This is a genomic window from Alloalcanivorax sp. C16-1 (assembly GCF_046507805.1).
In the GTDB taxonomy this organism is placed as follows: domain Bacteria; phylum Pseudomonadota; class Gammaproteobacteria; order Pseudomonadales; family Alcanivoracaceae; genus Alloalcanivorax.
Genome location: NZ_JBKFTK010000001.1, coordinates 393,960 through 410,171, shown reverse-complemented (window position 1 = coordinate 410,171; position 16,212 = coordinate 393,960). Strand labels below are relative to the sequence as shown.

Annotated in this window: 13 protein-coding genes; 2 read left to right on the top strand and 11 right to left on the bottom strand. The window is 66.1% G+C overall.

Annotation, left to right across the window (positions count from 1 at the left end):
• Positions 1-20: 20 nt before the first annotated feature.
• The 4 genes from ACLD0W_RS02010 to ACLD0W_RS01995 all read right to left on the bottom strand — a co-directional run bounded on the left by ACLD0W_RS02010 (position 21) and on the right by ACLD0W_RS01995 (position 4,307).
• Positions 21-899: a hypothetical protein gene (locus ACLD0W_RS02010; RefSeq protein WP_410305842.1), complete on the bottom strand. Its 879-nt coding sequence runs from the start codon at positions 897-899 to the stop codon at positions 21-23.
• Positions 900-1,023: 124 nt separating this feature from the next.
• Positions 1,024-1,941 (bottom strand): hypothetical protein, encoded by a 918-nt coding sequence (locus ACLD0W_RS02005; protein WP_410305841.1) that lies wholly within the window; start codon positions 1,939-1,941, stop codon positions 1,024-1,026.
• Between the two features lie 399 nt (positions 1,942-2,340).
• Complete coding sequence (locus ACLD0W_RS02000) at positions 2,341-3,078, bottom strand: pteridine reductase (protein WP_410305840.1); 738 nt, start codon at positions 3,076-3,078, stop codon at positions 2,341-2,343.
• Entirely contained in the window at positions 3,066-4,307 is a 1,242-nt protein-coding gene (locus ACLD0W_RS01995) for a multifunctional CCA addition/repair protein (RefSeq protein ID WP_410305839.1), read from the bottom strand. Before ACLD0W_RS01995 ends, ACLD0W_RS02000 begins: the two co-directional genes overlap by 13 nt.
• A gap of 195 nt (positions 4,308-4,502) precedes the next feature.
• On the opposite strand from ACLD0W_RS01995, the gene ACLD0W_RS01990 reads away from it, so the two are divergent.
• Together ACLD0W_RS01990 and ACLD0W_RS01985 are read left to right on the top strand one after the other, a co-directional pair.
• Positions 4,503-5,426 carry a DMT family transporter gene (locus ACLD0W_RS01990; RefSeq protein WP_410305838.1) on the top strand — a complete coding sequence of 308 codons (924 nt, stop codon included), beginning with the start codon at positions 4,503-4,505 and terminating at the stop codon, positions 5,424-5,426.
• 63 nt (positions 5,427-5,489) lie between these two features.
• Entirely contained in the window at positions 5,490-6,467 is a 978-nt protein-coding gene (locus ACLD0W_RS01985; RefSeq protein WP_410305837.1) for an NAD(P)H-dependent flavin oxidoreductase, read from the top strand.
• Here the strand turns inward: ACLD0W_RS01985 and ACLD0W_RS01980 are convergent.
• The 7 genes from ACLD0W_RS01980 to ACLD0W_RS01950 form a co-directional block, all read right to left on the bottom strand.
• Entirely contained in the window at positions 6,440-7,501 is a 1,062-nt protein-coding gene (locus tag ACLD0W_RS01980) for an ABC transporter ATP-binding protein (RefSeq protein ID WP_410305836.1), read from the bottom strand. The genes ACLD0W_RS01985 and ACLD0W_RS01980 overlap by 28 nt on opposite strands.
• A gap of 10 nt (positions 7,502-7,511) precedes the next feature.
• Positions 7,512-9,113 carry an ABC transporter permease gene (locus ACLD0W_RS01975; RefSeq protein ID WP_410305835.1) on the bottom strand — a complete coding sequence of 534 codons (1,602 nt, stop codon included), beginning with the start codon at positions 9,111-9,113 and terminating at the stop codon, positions 7,512-7,514.
• Positions 9,114-9,117: 4 nt separating this feature from the next.
• On the bottom strand, positions 9,118-10,140 hold the full coding sequence (locus ACLD0W_RS01970; protein ID WP_410305834.1) for a Fe(3+) ABC transporter substrate-binding protein: 1,023 nt from the start codon (positions 10,138-10,140) through the stop codon (positions 9,118-9,120).
• A gap of 115 nt (positions 10,141-10,255) precedes the next feature.
• Positions 10,256-11,767, bottom strand: a complete 1,512-nt coding sequence (locus ACLD0W_RS01965; protein ID WP_410305833.1) for a SpoVR family protein — start codon at positions 11,765-11,767, stop codon at positions 10,256-10,258.
• On the bottom strand, positions 11,764-13,044 hold the full coding sequence (locus ACLD0W_RS01960) for a YeaH/YhbH family protein (RefSeq protein ID WP_410305832.1): 1,281 nt from the start codon (positions 13,042-13,044) through the stop codon (positions 11,764-11,766). The genes ACLD0W_RS01965 and ACLD0W_RS01960 overlap by 4 nt, the downstream gene beginning before the upstream one ends.
• A gap of 25 nt (positions 13,045-13,069) precedes the next feature.
• On the bottom strand, positions 13,070-14,992 hold the full coding sequence (locus ACLD0W_RS01955) for a PrkA family serine protein kinase (protein ID WP_410305831.1): 1,923 nt from the start codon (positions 14,990-14,992) through the stop codon (positions 13,070-13,072).
• A 409-nt stretch (positions 14,993-15,401) separates the two neighbouring features.
• A complete protein-coding gene (locus ACLD0W_RS01950; protein WP_410305830.1) occupies positions 15,402-16,211 on the bottom strand; it encodes a symmetrical bis(5'-nucleosyl)-tetraphosphatase in 810 nt (269 codons plus the stop codon).
• Position 16,212: the final 1 nt, after the last annotated feature.

Here is a 16,212-nt window from a genome sequence, read left to right as displayed (position 1 = left end):
GCCGGGTTCGGTGGTGGTCATCAGTGATTGATAAAAGCCAGGTATTCGTCGCAGGTCCGTTCCGGCTGAGCCACGCCGTTAACGGACACCACGATGTGGTCCTCGCCATTGAAGGTGGCGCTGGTGTAGCTGCCGTCGGCGGCGGTGAGTGTCAGGGTGCCGGACACCGCGCAGGACGAACCGGACGGACGACGCAGGCCATCGCCGCCGGTGTCCACGGTCAGGTAGCTGTCGCGGCCCGGCAGGCTGATGCCGCCGTTCATGATCTGGATGATATCAGTGCCGCTCACTGAGCTCTGGACCTGGAAGTCCTGGAAGCCCATGGCCACGTTTTGGATGTCATCCGGAAATTCGCGGACAAACTCGTACTGGCCGTTGGCGGTGTAGCTGGGCGGCGAGGCCGGGCCTTCTGGAAAGTCCATGGTGCCGTCGAACCGGACCACCTGATGCTCGGCGCCCAGCACCGTGTCCTCGGAAAAGCCGTCCATGATCAGGCGCACCAACGTGCCTTGGGTGTCGTACTCGAAGGTCACCACGCCGTCGGTGAGCGAGGAAAAGCCCGGGCCGAAATCCTCGCTGCAGGCGTTGTAGGTGATGCGCGAAACCCGATCGTCGGTATCGGTCTCCACCAGAACGTCACCGTCACTGAAGCAGGGGCCGGTGGACGCCGTGTTGGACAGTACCGGGCCGTAGTTGATGATCTTCGGCGCCGCGAAATAACTTTCGGTGGACTGTTCCAGCGCCACCGGCGCGCTGGTTTCGGTGACCGTGGGTTCCCCCGGTTCCGGATCCGGACGGTAGTTGTCGTCCTCACAGGCGGTGAGCAATACGGACGCGCACAGCACGGCGGGCACGCCCCAGCGGATCGCCGGAGCGCGGTGGTAAGAATAAAGTCTCATTTTTCCCTATCCCAAGGCAATTTTTTCTTAAGTTTTATGGAAATAGTGCAATAAAAAATTGTTGAGAGAGCCTATCGGGATGGAAATAAAAAGCAAAATGAAATTTGCGTGTGCTCCAGGGCGCCTAGTGCGCGATCACCAGCACCGCCATCGGATCGGCCAGATCCAGCAGGTCGCCGCACTCGATCAGCCGGGCATTGCCGTTGGTGGTGATCACTGCTTCATCGGCGTGCTGAACGCTGAGGCGCACCTGGCTGTCTTCCGCGCCGGTGACGGTCAGGTCGCCGGAGTCCGGGCAGGCCGCCATGGAGGTGGACAGCAGCGGGTCGGTGTCCACGTCGACGAACCCGGCGGACTGTTCCGGGCCGGTCAGCGACAGCCTTCCGCGGGCGCCGATACCCATGCCGCCGGTCATCAGGTCCACGGCGAACGGCACGGCGAAGTCTTGCAATTGCCACTCCCGGGTATGCAGGGACTGATCGTCCTCCAGGTACTCGAAGGCCAGGGTCAGCCCGGCGTCGCTGACGCTGGCGAACGGCAGGCCGGCGATCGGGTCCGGTGTCATGCGCAGGGTGCCGTCCAGGCGGGTGCGGTTGCCGTAAACGATGCCGCCCTGATTCTCGCGCAAATCGGAAACGAAGGCCGTGGCATCGATTTGGAAGGGCGAGGCCGGGTCGGCGCTGTCGTACTGGAAAGCCAGGCCGCCATCGAGCCTCAGGTCGGTGTCCGGCCCCAGGGAGATCCGGCAGTTTTCATAATCAATCGCGGTGACGCGCCCGGCACCGCCCGGCTCACTTTCCCTTGCCACGGTGCCGTCGTTGTCGCAGGCGGTTGCCGGCATCACCACGCTGTACATGTTCAGGTCGTAGGCCACGTTCAGGGTCATCAGATTGGTGACGAACATCACCTCGCCGAGTAACACTTCGGCGTTTTGCGCGTCCACGGCGATGGCTCGGGCATCGTCGCTTGGTGGCGCCCTGTCGACGGGCCGGTGATCGTGGTCGCCGCCACAGGCGGCCAGCAGCACAACGAGCCCGGGCACGGCCCGGCGCGGAAGCGATGCGAACTTGAAAGGCATGAACATGGGTATTCCCCCTGGCGGTACGTTGTTGTCGCGCCGCAGTCTGCCAAGAGCAAAGGCCCCCGGCTTTCACCCCCGTCCCTCCCCAATATGCATTCCGTCCGACCCTGCCCGGGGTCGGACCTCGGCAAGTCGTTGATTTAATGAATTTAAATAAGCTTTATGGCGGCTATTTTGGGCTTGGAGGGCTTTTTTGAGGGGCAAATACCGGCTGTTAGCGCAGGGCGCGCCCGGTCTTTTTTTCCTTAGAAGGGCCTTTTTGCTGTCGTAAAAGTAACCTAAGGCCTGTAAATCTGCCCGTTATTTAATGGTTTTTCTTATAAATCAGTGACTTGCGGTGGTCCGACCCGATCAGCCCGATCAGGTGCCGGCGAGGGCGAGGGAGCGGCCGCCGTCCACGGCCAGGATCTGGCCGGTGACGTAGGGGGCGTCCAGGGCCAGCCAGGTGACCGCGCCGGCGATGTCGTCCGGGTCGCCGGGCCGTTTCAGGGCGCTGGCCTTGAGCACCGCGTCCTGGTCGGCGCCGCCCTGTTCGGGCCACAGTATCGGGCCCGGTGAGACGCCGTTGACGCGCACCGCCGGGCCCAGGTCGCGGGCCAGGCTTTTGGTCATCATCGCCAGGCCGGCCTTGGCCATGCAGTAGAGGGGGTGGTCGGCGAGGGGTTTCTCGGCGTAGACGTCCACCAGGTTGACGATGGCGCCCCGGCCGGAGCGGGCCAGGTCGTCGGCCAGGGCCTGGCTGAGCAGAAAGGGCGCGCGCAGGTTGCTGTGCACCAGCTCATCCCAGTCGTGGTCGCTGGCCTCGGCCAGGGGGGTGGGGTAGAAGCTGGAGGCGTTGTTGACCAGCAGGTCCAGGCCACCGAAGCAGGCGCGGGCCTCGGCGGCCAGCCGGCGCACGGCGGCCGGGTCGCTCAGGTCCGCTTGCAGGCAGGCGGCGCTGTCCGCGCGCAGGGCGTTCAGCTCCGCCGCCAGGGCCGCGGCCTCGGCCTCGCTGTTCCGGTAGTGAATCACCACCCGGCAATCGCGGGCGTGCAGGGCGCGTACGATGCGCGCGCCGATGCGGCGGGCGCTGCCGGTGACCAGCGCTATGGCTGCCATCGTTCGAGAAACTCCTTTTTGTATTCCTTGATGATCTTGAGGCGCTTTTCGTCCAGAGCATGGCCCAGGGCCTGGCCAGCCAGACCGGCCTCGCGCAGGCCCGCCACGTCCACCTTGCGCACCGCCTCGGCGACACCGGCCAGGTACTCGCCCTGGGGGAACGGCGCCTTGGGGTCGGCGGCGCAGGTGCGCGCGTCCGCTTCGCAGGCGGCGAGGAAAAACTTCAGCCGCCGGGGGCGACGCACCACGTCCAGGCTGCGCAGCATTTCCCAGACATCGGCGGGGCGCAGTTTCAGGGCCCGTTGGGCGCGCCGCTGCCAGCGGGTCATGGTCACGGCGGCGTCGGCCAGTTCCTTGGAGACGCGCAGGCGCTGGGACATTTCCCGGGCCAGGTTCTCGCCGCGCCGTTCATGGCCCTTGTGCTCCGGCCAGCCGTCCGGTGGCGTTTCCGCCTTGCCCAGATCGTGGCAAAGCAGGGCGTAACGGGACGTCAACGGCAGTTGCTGGCGAGCCGCCTGGGCCAGGCAGCGGTATTGATGGGTAAGTACGTCCACGGTGGGGTGGTGGTCCGGGCACTGGGGCACGCCGTCCAGGTGCGCCAGTTCCGGAAACAGCTCCGCCAGGGCGCCGCAGTCGTGCAGGGTCTGGAAGTAGGCCTGGGGGGAGCGCTCCATCAGCGCCCGGTTGGTCTCTTTCCAGACCCGCTCGGCGGGCAGATGGGCGAGCTCGCCGCTGATGGTGATGCGGGTCATCAGCTCCAGGGTTTCCTCGGCCACGCGGAACCCCATCCAGCGGTAGCGGGCGGCCAGCCGGGCCACCCGCAGCACCCGCAACGGGTCCTCGGTGAACGCCGGCGACACATGGCGCAGCAGCCGGGCCTTGAGGTCCCGCTTGCCGCCGAACGGGTCGATGATTTCGCCGTCGGCGGTGCGCGCCATGGCGTTGACGGTCAGGTCCCGGCGGATCAGGTCCTGCTCCAGGGACACGTCCGGTTCAGCGTGGAACACGAAGCCGCTGTAGCCGTGGCCGCTTTTGCGTTCGGTACGCGCCAGCGCGTATTCCTCCCGGGTATCCGGGTGCAGGAACACGGGGAAGTCCTTGCCCACCGGCTTGAAGCCCTGATCGATGAGCTGCTGTGGGGTGGCGCCCACCACGACCCAGTCTCGTTCCTTGACCGGCAGGCCCAGCAGTTCGTCACGAACCGCTCCGCCTACTAAATAAATATCCATTTGTTGTTACCCACCCTTTGCAGCAGAATATTCTCGCGAGCCGCGGTGCTGTACAAGCCCGCGGCTTTTTGTTTGGCCGCTTTCCATGGCGGCCACCCTTCGGCATCCCCATTGTTGATCGGTCCGGGTATTGTCTCCGGCCTCCGAAGCCTTCACAACCTCGCCGCAACCGCGTCACCTTACGCAAGGAATGACATGAACACCTTGGCCGCCTATCTGATCGTGATTGCCGTTTGGGCGACCACGCCGCTGGGCATCAAATGGAGCGGCGAGGCGTTGCCGGCGTTCGCCGCCGCCGGCGGGCGCATGGCGCTGGCGGCGCTGCTCGGGGTGGTGTGGTTGCTGGTGCGGCGTCAGGGGCTGCCGCTGCACCGGCGTGCCCTGGCCAGCTACGGCGCCGCCCTGCCGGGCATTTTCGGGGCCATGGGCTGCAGCTACATGGCGGCGCGGGATCTGCCCTCCGGGTTGCTGTCGGTGGTGTTCGGCATGGCGCCGCTGATTTCCGGGGTGATGTTACTGGCGGTGCGCGGCGGCGCCCGTTTCAATGCCTGGCACTGGCTGGCCTGCCTGCTGGGGCTGGCCGGGCTGGCGCTGGTATTCGGCGACAGTCTGTCGGCCCTGGGCCGGGACGGGGCGGCGCTGGACGGCCGTGGTCGCGGCATGTTGTGGATTCTGGCGGCGGTGAGCCTGTTCGCGCTGTCCGGCATCGTGGTGCAGCGGGTCGGTGCCGGCCTGGCGCCGATGCAGCAGACCGTGGGCGGGCTGATCGGCTCGCTGCCGCTGTACGGCCTGGCCATGCTGATCACCGGCCAGGGCGTGCAGTGGAGCGGCGATGTGCGCGGTCTCGGGGCGATCGTTTACCTGGCGGTGTTCGGTTCCCTGGTGGGCTTCTATTGCTACTTTCTGGTGCTGGCCCGGCTGCCGGCGGCCACCGTGGCGCTGGTGACCCTGATCACGCCGGTGCTGGCGCTGTCGCTGGGCGCCGGGCTCAACGACGAACAGCTCGGGCCGCGGGTGCTGGCGGGGGCGGCGGTGATCGTCGCCGCCCTGGGGTTGTACCTGTTCGGCGACCGGCGGGTGCGCAGTCAGGTCGTTTCCGCCACAGTCGGTGACGGATAAGATCATTGTACGGCGCCCGGTGGCTGGGTAGGGTCGGTGAACCACGATGGGAGAGAGACCTTCATGAAAACGCGTCTTACCGAATTGCTGGGTACCCGCTACCCGATCATCCAGGGCGGCATGCAGAACGTGGGCTACGCGGAGCTGGCCTCCGCGGTGTCCAACGCCGGCGCCCTGGGCATCATCACCGGCCTGACCCAGCCCACGCCGGAGGATCTGGCCCGGGAAATCGCCCGCTGCCAGGAGATGACCGACCAGCCGTTCGGCGTCAACCTGACCCTGCTGCCGACCATCAAGCCGGTGCCCTATGAGGAATACGCCCGGGCCATCGTCGAGTCCGGCGTCAAGATCGTGGAAACCGCCGGGCGCAGCCCGGAGCCGTTCATGGCGCTGTTCAACGAGCACGGCGTCAAGGTGATCCACAAGTGTACCTCGGTGCGCCATTCCCTGAAGGCCCAGAGCCTGGGCTGCGCGGCGGTGTCGGTGGACGGCTTTGAGTGCGCCGGCCACCCGGGTGAGGACGACGTCACCAACCTGGTGCTGCTGCCCGCCGCCGCCCGGGTGCTGGACATTCCCATGGTTGCCTCCGGCGGCATCGGCACCGGCGCGCAGATGGCCGCCTGCCTGGCCCTGGGCGCCGACGGCATCAACATGGGCACGCGCTTCATGGCCACCCAGGAAGCGCCCATCCACGAGAACATCAAGCGCGCCATCGTCGAGGGCAGCGAACGCGACACGGCGCTGGTTTACCGGCCCCTGCGCAACACCGCCCGGGTCTATAAGAACAAGGTGGCGGAGCGGGTCAACGAGATCGAGCGCGAGGCCGGCAAGGACATGAAGTTCGAGCTGATCAGCGACATGGTGGCCGGCGCCAAGGGCAAGGTGGCCCTCAAGGAAGGCGACGTGGACTACGGCATCTGGACCAGCGGCATGGTGCAGGGCCTGATCGATACCATTCCTTCCTGCGATGAACTGGTGGCCTCGATCATCGAGGAGTGCACCTCCACCATCCGTCAGCGGCTGGTGAATTTGCTCGACTGATCCCGCGGGAACACCACCAGGTGTTCCAGGTCCAGACGCACCGCCACGCCCGTGCCTTGCGCATGGGCGTGGTGGCTGCTGGCCAGGCAAGGCAGTCTCTGGCCGTTGTCCAGTTCCAGGGTGTAGAGCATGCGCGCCCCCCGGAACAGGCACTCCACCACCCGCGCCCGGCGCGGCCCGCCGTCGTCGATCACCAGATCGTCCGGTCTGACCAGCACATCCACTTCGGCGCCCGGCACCAGCCCCGGCGGTAGCGGCCCACGCAGCTCGCCCAGCGCGGTGTCCACCCGGTCCGCGTCCCGCACCCGGCCCGGTATCAACACGCCGCCACCGATAAAGTCCGCCACCGTGCGGTCCGCCGGTTGATGGTAGACCTGGTAGGGCGTGTCCCATTGCCGCAGCCGCCCGCCGTGCATCACCCCCACGTAATCGGCCAGGGCGAAGGCTTCGTTCTGGTCGTGGGTGACGAACAGCGCGGTGATGCCCTCGCGCAGCAGAATCTGCCGCACCTCCCGGCTGATCTGTTCGCGCAGTTCCGCGTCCAGGGCCGAAAACGGCTCATCGAGCAACAACAGGCGCGGCCGGGGCGCCAGCGCCCGGGCCAGGGCCACCCGTTGTTGCTGGCCACCGGACAATTGGTGCGGGTAGCGGTCGCCGAGACCGGGAAGGCCGACCAGCGTCAGCAGCTCGCCGACCCGGGCACGGCGTGCCGCCGGCGGCTGCCGGTGCAGGCCGAAGGCGATGTTGTCGGTCACATCGAGATGCGGAAACAGGGCGATGTCCTGGAACACCATGCCCACCCGGCGCTGCTCCGGCGGGGTCTGCCGGTGCGCTTCGGCCACCGGCTCGCCGTCCAGCAGCACGCGGCCGGCGTCGGGGGCAAGGAAGCCGGCGATCAGCCGCAGCAGCGAGGTCTTGCCGCAGCCGGACGGGCCGATCAGGCAGCCGATGCGGCCCTGGTCCAGGGTCAGGCTGATCGTGTCCAGCACCGGCTGGCGGTCGAAGCGCAGGGAAAGACGGTCCAGGGTCAGCATAACGAAACGCTCACGGTGACGGGGCGTGGGGCACGCGCATGGAACGGGTCAGCAGGATCACCGGCGCCACCCCGGCCAGCAGAATCGCCAGCGCCGGCAGGGCGGCGTCCGCCAGCCGTTCATCGGAGGCCAGTTCGAAGGCGCGCACCGCCAGGGTATTGGTATTGAAGGGGCGCAGCACCAGCGCCGCCGGCAGTTCCTTGAGGGTGTCCACGAACACCAGCAAGGCGCTGGTGGCCAGGGGCACCCGCAGCAACGGCAGGTGCACCCGCCGCAGCAGGCCGGCGGGGCGGGCGCCCAGGGAGCGGGCGGCGCTGTCCAGATTGGGCGACAGGTTCTGCAGGCCGGCGTCCAGGCCCTGCACCGGAATGGTCAGAAAGCGCACCGTGCAGGCGAAGATCACCGCGAACAGGGTGCCGGAAAACAGCAGCCCCGGCGTCGGCAGGCCGAGCGCGGCGAGCCCGTCGTTGAGGCCCCGGTCGAGACTCGCCAGCACCATCACCACGCCCACCGCCAGCACCGTGCCGGGCACCGCGTAACCGAACCCGGCCAGCCGCGCGGCGGCCCGCCGGGGGCGGTCCGCGCGCAGCCGCCGGGCCCAGATCAGCAACAGCCCCAGGGCGGTGGCCGCCAGCGCGGTGCTGGCGGCGATCAACAGACTGGTGCCGAGCAACGCCAGAAAGTCCGGCGCCAGCAGGCCGCGCCAACGGGGCAGGCTCCAGAGCGCCAGCTGCAGCACCGGCAGCGCGAAGCCAAGCACGATGGGCAGCCACAGCAGCGCCGCCACCAGCAGCCCGGGCAACGGGCGCAGGGGCGTGGCCGGAGCCGGCGGGCCGCCGGCGGCGATGCGCCGTTGCTGGCGGGCGTGGCGCTCCACCCACAGCAGCACCACCATGGCCAGCAGCAGCACGCCGGCCAGCTGCGCCGCCGCCAGCCGGTCGCCAAGCCCGAACCAGGTGCGGTAGATGCCGGTGCTCAGGGTGGGCACGCCGAAATAGGCCACGGTGCCGTAATCGGCCAGGGTCTCCATCAGCACCAGCGCCAGGCCGGCCACGATGGCCGGCCGCGCCAGCGGCAGCGCCACCCGGAAGAAGCGCCGCCAGGGGCCGGCGCCCAGGGTGCGGGCGACTTCCTGGGCCAGCGCCGCCTGGCTGACGAAGGCGGCCCGCGCCATCAGGTACACATAGGGGTAAAGCACCAGGGTGAACATGGCCACCGCCCCGGCGGGACCACGGATGTCCGGCAGGGGCACGGCCAGGGCCCGTTGCAGGGCGCCTTCGCTGGCCAGCAGGCCGGTCCAGGTATAGGCGATCAGATAGGCGGGGCAGGCCAGCGGCAGCAGCAGGGCCCATTCCAATTGCCGGCGCCCGGGAAAGCGCAGCCGCGCCACCGCCCAGGCGGCGCCCACGCCGATCACCAGCGCGCCCAGGCCGGTGCCCAGGGCCAGCAGCAGCGACAGGCGCACATAGCCGGGCAGCACCGTGGCGCGCAGGTGCGCCCAGTTGGGGGAGGCGCCGGCCAGCCAGCTGCCGGCCACCACCAGCACCGGCGCGGCCAGCGCCAGGGCCAGAATCAGCAGCAGCCAGGAGCGGCCGCCCGCCGTGAATCGCAAGGGGTTATTTCCAGCCGGCCTGGTCCATCACCTTGACGGCGTCCGCGTTCAGCTCACCCAGCTTCACCAGCGGCAGGTCGTCCTGCTTGAACTCGCCCCAGCTTTGCAGCAGCTCGCTGGCCGGCACGCCCGGGCGCACCGGGTACTCGTGGTTGGTTTCCGCGTACCACTGCTGGGACTCGTCGCTGACCAGGAATTCCAGCAGCTTTTGCGCGTTGTCGGGGTTGGGGGCGTTGGCGGCGACGCCGGCGCCGGAGATATTGACGTGGATGCCGCGGCCGTCCTGATTCGGCCAGAACACCCGCACCCGGTGGGCGATGTCGCGGGTTTCATCGTCCTGATCGGCCTGCATCATGCCGAGATAGTAGGTGTTCACCACCGCCAGATCGCAGTCGCCGGCGGCCACCGCCTTGATCTGGTCGCGGTCGCCGCCCACCGGATCCCGGGCCATGTTGGCCACCAGGCCCTTGGCCCACTCGCCGGTGGCCTGCTCGCCGTCGTGGGCGATCAGGCTGGCCACCAGGGACTGGTTGTAGATGTTGTCCGAGGAGCGGATGCAGATACGGTCGGCCCATTGTTCGTCGGCCAGGGCTTCGTAGCTGGACAGGTTGGCCGGGTCCACCCGGTCCGGGGCATAAACGATCACCCGGCCGCGCACCGACAGGCCGAACCAGCGGCCCTCCGGTTCGCGCAGGGCCGGCGGTACCTGGCGGTCCAGCTCCTGGCTGCTGGTGGCGGCCAGCAGGCCCTCTTCCTGGGCCCGGTACAGGCGGCCGGCGTCCACGGTGACCAGCACATCGGCGGGGCTGTGTTCGCCCTCCGCCTTCATGCGCTCCACCAGGGCGTCGGCGCTGCCGGTGATCAGGTTCACGGTGGTGCCGGTCTGTTCGGAGAAGCGGTCCAGAAGCGGCTTGATCAGCGCTTCCTTGCGGGCGGAGTAGACGTTTACTTCGTCGGTTTGCGTGCCGCAACCGGTGGTGATCAGGGCGGCGACGAGCAGGGAAACGAGCAGGCCAAAACGGCGCATGGGGGAAGGCTCCAGGCAGAAAAACACGCGCCGGATACAATCATTAATGAGAATATTTATCAATCAAGGCACCGGACGTATCTGTTCGCCGCCGGCGGTCGCGCCCGGCGGCGGATCAGGGCGCGGGCATCGACAGCCGTTCCACCACGGTGCCGTTGTCGATGCTCTCCAGGTGCACGTCGAAGCCCCACAGGCGGTGCAGGTGGCGCAGCACCTCGCGGCCACTGTCCGGGTCCAGGGGGCGGTGGTGCTGGCGGATGTGCTGCAGGGTCAGGGAGCGGTCGCCGCGCACGTCCGCGTGGTAGACCTGGATATTGGGCTCCTGGATGCTCAGGTTGTACTGCTCGGAGAGCTGGTTACGGATCAGCTGGTAGCCGCGCTCGTCATGGATGGCGTCGATCTCTATGAAGTCCCGTTCGGCGTCGTCGAACAGGCTGAACAGCTTGAACTCCCGGATCAGCCGGGGTGACAGGAACTGCTGGATAAAGCTCTCGTCCTTGAAGCTTTCCATGGCGAACTTGAGGGTTTTCAGCCAGTCGCTGCCGGCGATGTCCGGAAACCAGTGCTGGTCCTCCTCGGTGGGGTGCTCGCAGATGCGGCGGATGTCGGTGAACATGGCGAACCCCAGGGCATAGGGGTTGATGCCGGAGTAGTACCTGGAATCGAACGGCGGTTGATAGACCACCTGACTGTGGTTCTGCAGAAACTCCAGCATGAAGCCGTCGCCCACCTGGCCGCTGTCGTACAGGTCGTGGAGCAGGGTGTAGTGCCAGAAGGTGGCCCAGCCCTCGTTCATGACCTTGGTCTGGCGTTGCGGGTAGAAGTACTGGGCCATCTTGCGCACGATGCGCAGCATTTCCCGCTGCCAGGGTTCCAGCAGCGGCGCGTTCTTCTCCAGAAAATAGAGCAGGTTTTCCTGGGGCTCCGCCGGAAAACGGGAATTGGGCTCACGGCGTTGCATCGCCGGCTGCAGTTCCGGAAAGGTCTTCCACAGCTCCGAAACCTGGCGCTGCAGAATCTCCTCGCGCTCCCGCTGGCGCTGCCGTTCCCGCTGGGCGGAAATCGGCGTGGGCCGCTTGTAGCGGTCCACGCCGTAGTTCATCAGGGCGTGGCAGGAATCCAGGGTCTCTTCCACCGCCGCCACGCCGTGGCGCTGCTCGCATTCGGCGATGTAATGACGGGCGAACACCAGGTAGTCGATGATCGCCGAGGCATCGGTCCAGGTCTTGAACAGGTAGTTGCCCTTGAAGAAGGAATTGTGGCCGTAGCTGGCGTGGGCGATCACCAGTGCCTGCATGGTGATGGTGTTCTCTTCCATCAGGTAGGCGATGCACGGGTTGGAGTTGATCACGATCTCGTAGGCCAGCCCCATCTGGCCGCGCCGGTAGCGGCCTTCCACCTCCACGAACTGCTTGCCGAACGACCAGTGGTTGTAGCCCACCGGCATGCCCACCGAGGAATAGGCGTCCATCATCTGTTCCGAGGAGATCACCTCGATCTGGTTGGGATAGGTGTCCAGGCCGTATTTGCCGTGGGCCAGCTCGGCGATGGCCTGGTCGTAGCGGGCCAGGGTGTCGAAGTCCCAGTCCGAGCCGGTGGACAGCAGTTTGCTTTCGGTCACCGTCATGCCGCCTCCATCCGCTTTTTGAACAGACGCCGGAACACCGGGTAGATGTCGCCGGGTTCGTCGAGCTGGGCCATGGAGAAGCTGTCCCCGTGCCGGTCCTGCACGCTCTGGTACTGCTCCCACAGGGCCTGGTGGCTGCGCGGCATCACTTCCACGTAGGAGAAGTGCTGCAGGCGCGGCAACAGTTCCTTTTCCAGAAGGCCCGCGCAGGATGGCGAATCGTCGTTCCAGTTGTCGCCGTCGGAGGCCTGGGCGGCATACAGATTCCATTCGTCCACCGGGTAACGCTGCTTGATGATGTCCAGGGTCAGTTTGAGCGCGCTGGAGACGATGGTGCCGCCGGTTTCCCGGGAGTAGAAGAACTCTTCCTCGGTGACTTCCTTGGCGCTGGTGTGGTGGCGGATAAACACCACCTCGGTGTGCTCGTAGTTCCGTTGCAGGAACAGGTAGAGCAGCAGGAAGAAGCGCTTGGCCAGATCCTTCATGTCCTGATTCATGGAGCCGGACACGTCCATGATGCAGAACATCACCGCCCGGCTGACCGGGGTGGGCACCTGGACGTGGTGGTTGTAGCGCAGATCCACCTCGTCCAGAAACGGGATGCGCTCCAGCCGCCGTTGCAGGCGGGCGATCTGCTCCTCCAGTTCCGCCAGACGCTGATGGCGCTCCGGCGACTGATCCCGTAGCAGCAGGTCGTCGCGCTCCGCCTTGAGCAGGCGCAGCCGTTTGCGGCTGGCCGAGGAGAGGGCGCGGCGGCGCATGGAGGCCTGGCGCATGGAGCGCACGATATTGATCTTGGCCGGCAGGCCATGGCTGACGATGCCGCCGTGGCGACGATGGAAGTTGCGGGTGCCCTGCAGGTGGCGTTTCACCAGATTGGGCAGGGCCAGGTCCTCGAACAGAAAGTTGAGGAACTCACGCTGGTCGATCTCGAAGGCGAATTCGTCGTCGCCATCGCCGCTGTCCCCCGCCTTCTGACCACCGGCGCCACCCTGGCCGCCGGACGGCTTCTTGATGCGGTCGCCTTGCTGGAATTCCTTGTTGCCGGGGTGCACCACATTGCGCCGGCCGCCGGCGCCATGGTGGAAGCCCGGCTCGGACAGGTCCTTGCGCGGGATGGAAATACGTTCGCCCTGTTCCATGTCGGTGATCGAGCGCCGCCCCACCGCGTCGTTCACCGCCTCGCGGATGTGGCGCCGGTAGCGCTCCAGAAAGCGCTGCCGGTTCACCGTGCTTTTGTGCTTGCCGTTAAGACGCCGGTCGATGATGTAGCTCATGGGCTTACTCCGGAAGCAACTGCCTTTATTGGGCTTTCCGTACGCGCAGGTACCATTCCGACAGCAGGCGCACCTGCTTCTCGGTGTAGCCCCGGTCCATCATCCGTTTGACGAAGTTGTCGTGCTTGCGACGGTCGTCCTCGCTGCCCTTGGGATTGAAGGAGATCACCGGCAGCAGATCTTCCGTGTTGGAGAACATTTTCTTCTCGATCACGTCGCGCAGCTTCTGGTAGCTCATCCAGCTGGGGTTGCGACCGGCGTTGTTGGCGCGGGCGCGCAGCACGAAGTTGACCACCTCGTTGCGGAAGTCCTTGGGATTGGAAATGCCCGCCGGTTTTTCGATTTTCTCCAGTTCCTCGTTGAGCGCCTGACGGTCGAAGATTTCGCCGGTGTCCGGGTCGCGGAATTCCTGATCCTGAATCCAGAAGTCCGCGTACATCACGTAGCGGTCGAAGATGTTCTGGCCGTATTCGGAGTAGGACTCCAGGTAGGCGGTCTGGATTTCCTTGCCGATGAACTCCACATAGTGGGGCACCAGGTATTCCTTGATAAAACGGCGGTACTGGTCCTGCCGTTCCTGGGAATACTGTTCCTGCTCGATGCGCTGCTCCAGCACGTGCATCAGATGCACCGGGTTGGCGGCCACTTCGGTGTGATCGAAGTTGAACACCTTGGACAGAATCTTGAAGGCGAAGCGGGTGGAGAGCCCGTCCATGCCCTCGTCCACGCCGGCCATGTCGCGGTATTCCTGGATCGACTTGGCGCGCGGGTCGATGTCCTTCAGGTTCTCGCCGTCGTAGATGCGCATCTTCGAATAGATGCTGGAGTTCTCCGGTTCCTTCAGGCGCGTGAGCACCGAGAACTGGGCCAGCATGCGCAGGGTGTCCGGCGCGCAGTGCGCCTCGCGCAGGCTGGAGTTGCGCAGCAGCTTGTCGTAGATCTGCTGCTCCTCGGTGACGCGCAGGCAGTAGGGCACCTTGACGATATAGACCCGGTCGATAAAGGCCTCGTTGTTCTTGTTGTTCTTGAAGGTCTGCCACTCCGCTTCGTTGGAGTGCGCCAGCACGATGCCGTCGAAGGGAATCGCGCCCATGTGCTCGGTGCCGTTGTAGTTGCCCTCCTGGGTGGCGGTGAGCAGCGGGTGCAGCACCTTGATCGGCGCCTTGAACATCTCCACGAATTCCAGCAGCCCCTGGTTGGCCCGGCACAGACCGCCGGAGAAGCTGTAGGCGTCCGGGTCTTCCTGGGCGAAGTCCTCCAGCTTGCGAATGTCCACCTTGCCCACCAGGGAGGAAATGTCCTGGTTGTTCTCGTCACCGGGTTCGGTCTTGGCCACCGCCACCTGGTCGAGAATCGAGGGGTAGCGTTTGACCACGCGGAACTGGCTCAGGTCGCCGCCGAACTCCTTGAGCCGCTTCACCGCCCAGGGCGACATGATGGTGTTCACGTAGCGGCGCGGGATGCCGTATTCCTCTTCCAGAATCGGGCCGTCCTCTTCCGGGTCGAACAGGCCCAACGGTGACTCGTTCACCGGTGAGTCCTTGATCGCGTAGAACGGAATCTTCTGCATCAGTGCTTTCAGTTTTTCCGCCAGCGAGGATTTGCCCCCGCCCACCGGGCCCAGCAGGTAAAGAATCTGCTTGCGCTCTTCCAGACCCTGGGCGGCGTGCCGGTAGTAGCTGACGATGTTCTCGATCACGTCCTCCAGCCCGTAGAACTCGGAGAACGCCGGGTAGCGCCGGATCATCTTGTTGGAAAAGATGCGGGAGAGGCGCGGATCCTTGGAGGTGTCCACCAATTCCGGTTCACCGATGGCCATCAGCATGCGCTCGGCGGCCGAGGCGTACACGCCGGGGTCGGTCTTGCACAGGGCGAGGTAATCCTCCAGGGACAGTTCATCTTCCTGGGCGGCATCGAACCGGGCCTGATAGTGGCGAAGAATACTCATGCCTTACTCCCTCCTGACGATGGGGAATCGGTGGAATCAAACGGATGCCATGCCAGTTCCGTTCCAACTTCGCGGCGCGGGGTCGTCAGCGGGGCAAGAAAAAACGGGACGGCGGAAAGAATTAAAGCGGGCCCGTGCCACCGGGCGGTGGTCAGAAAAAGCGAGATCAGGGTCCGCGCATAATTCATCGGATACTCCCGGCCGACGTCCGCGGACGGCGGCGTGATGACGGGGTCGAGCAATGCGGGCGGATTCAAAACCGTGGAATGTTTTGAATCACTCTGGTTCTAGCATGGCGCCAAAACGAACGCCAAGTCAAAAGCAAAAATGAATGGAACCGTGAAGAAAAAGTGCAGGGAGTGTGATATCGGATAAGCGGTGGAGAACGCCCGCCGGGCGTGCGCCGCGATCAGCAGTCGCAGCGGAAACGGGCGTTGTCGTCGAGGCGTAAAGCGGTCAGGCAACCGCCCCACACGCAGCCGGTGTCCAGGGCTTCCACACCGGCCACGCCGCTGCGGCCCTCGAGGGCCGCCCAGTGGCCGAACAGCACGCGGCACCCGGGGTCCAGGCGATCCGGATGCTCGAACCAGGGCACGAAGCCCGCCGGCGGTTGATCGGCCTCGCCCTTGGTGGTCAGGTCCAGGTCGCCCTGGCGGTCGACGAAGCGCATGCGCGTGAAATAATTGGTGATTACCCGCCAGCGGGTGGCGCCGGTCAGGTCGTCGCGCCAGCCCGCCGGCTGGTTGCCGTACATCTGGCTGAAAAACGTGTCGGCGCTGTCCGGGTCGGCCAGCACCCCGGTGATCTCCGCCGCCCGCCGGCGGGCCTGGTCCAGGGTCCACAGCGGTGGCAGGCCGGCATGGGTCATCACGGCGTCGAATTCCGGCGCCTCCACCAGCAACGGCTGGCTTTGCAGCCAGTTGAGCAGGGTGTCCCGGTCCGGGGCGTCCAGAATCGGCTGCAGGGTGTCCTTGCTCTTCGGCCGGGCGTGGCCGTGGGCCACCGCCAGCAAGTGCAGGTCGTGGTTGCCCAGCACCACCTGCGCATTGTCGCGCAGGGCGTGCACCCGGCGCAGGGTGCCCAGGGAGTCCGGGCCCCGGTTGACCAGGTCGCCGGCCAGCAGCAGCCGGTCCCGGTCCGGGTTGAAGCCAATGCTGTCGAGCAGCGCCTCGAAGGGGGCCAGACAGCCCTGCAGGTCGCCGATCGCGAAGGTACTCATG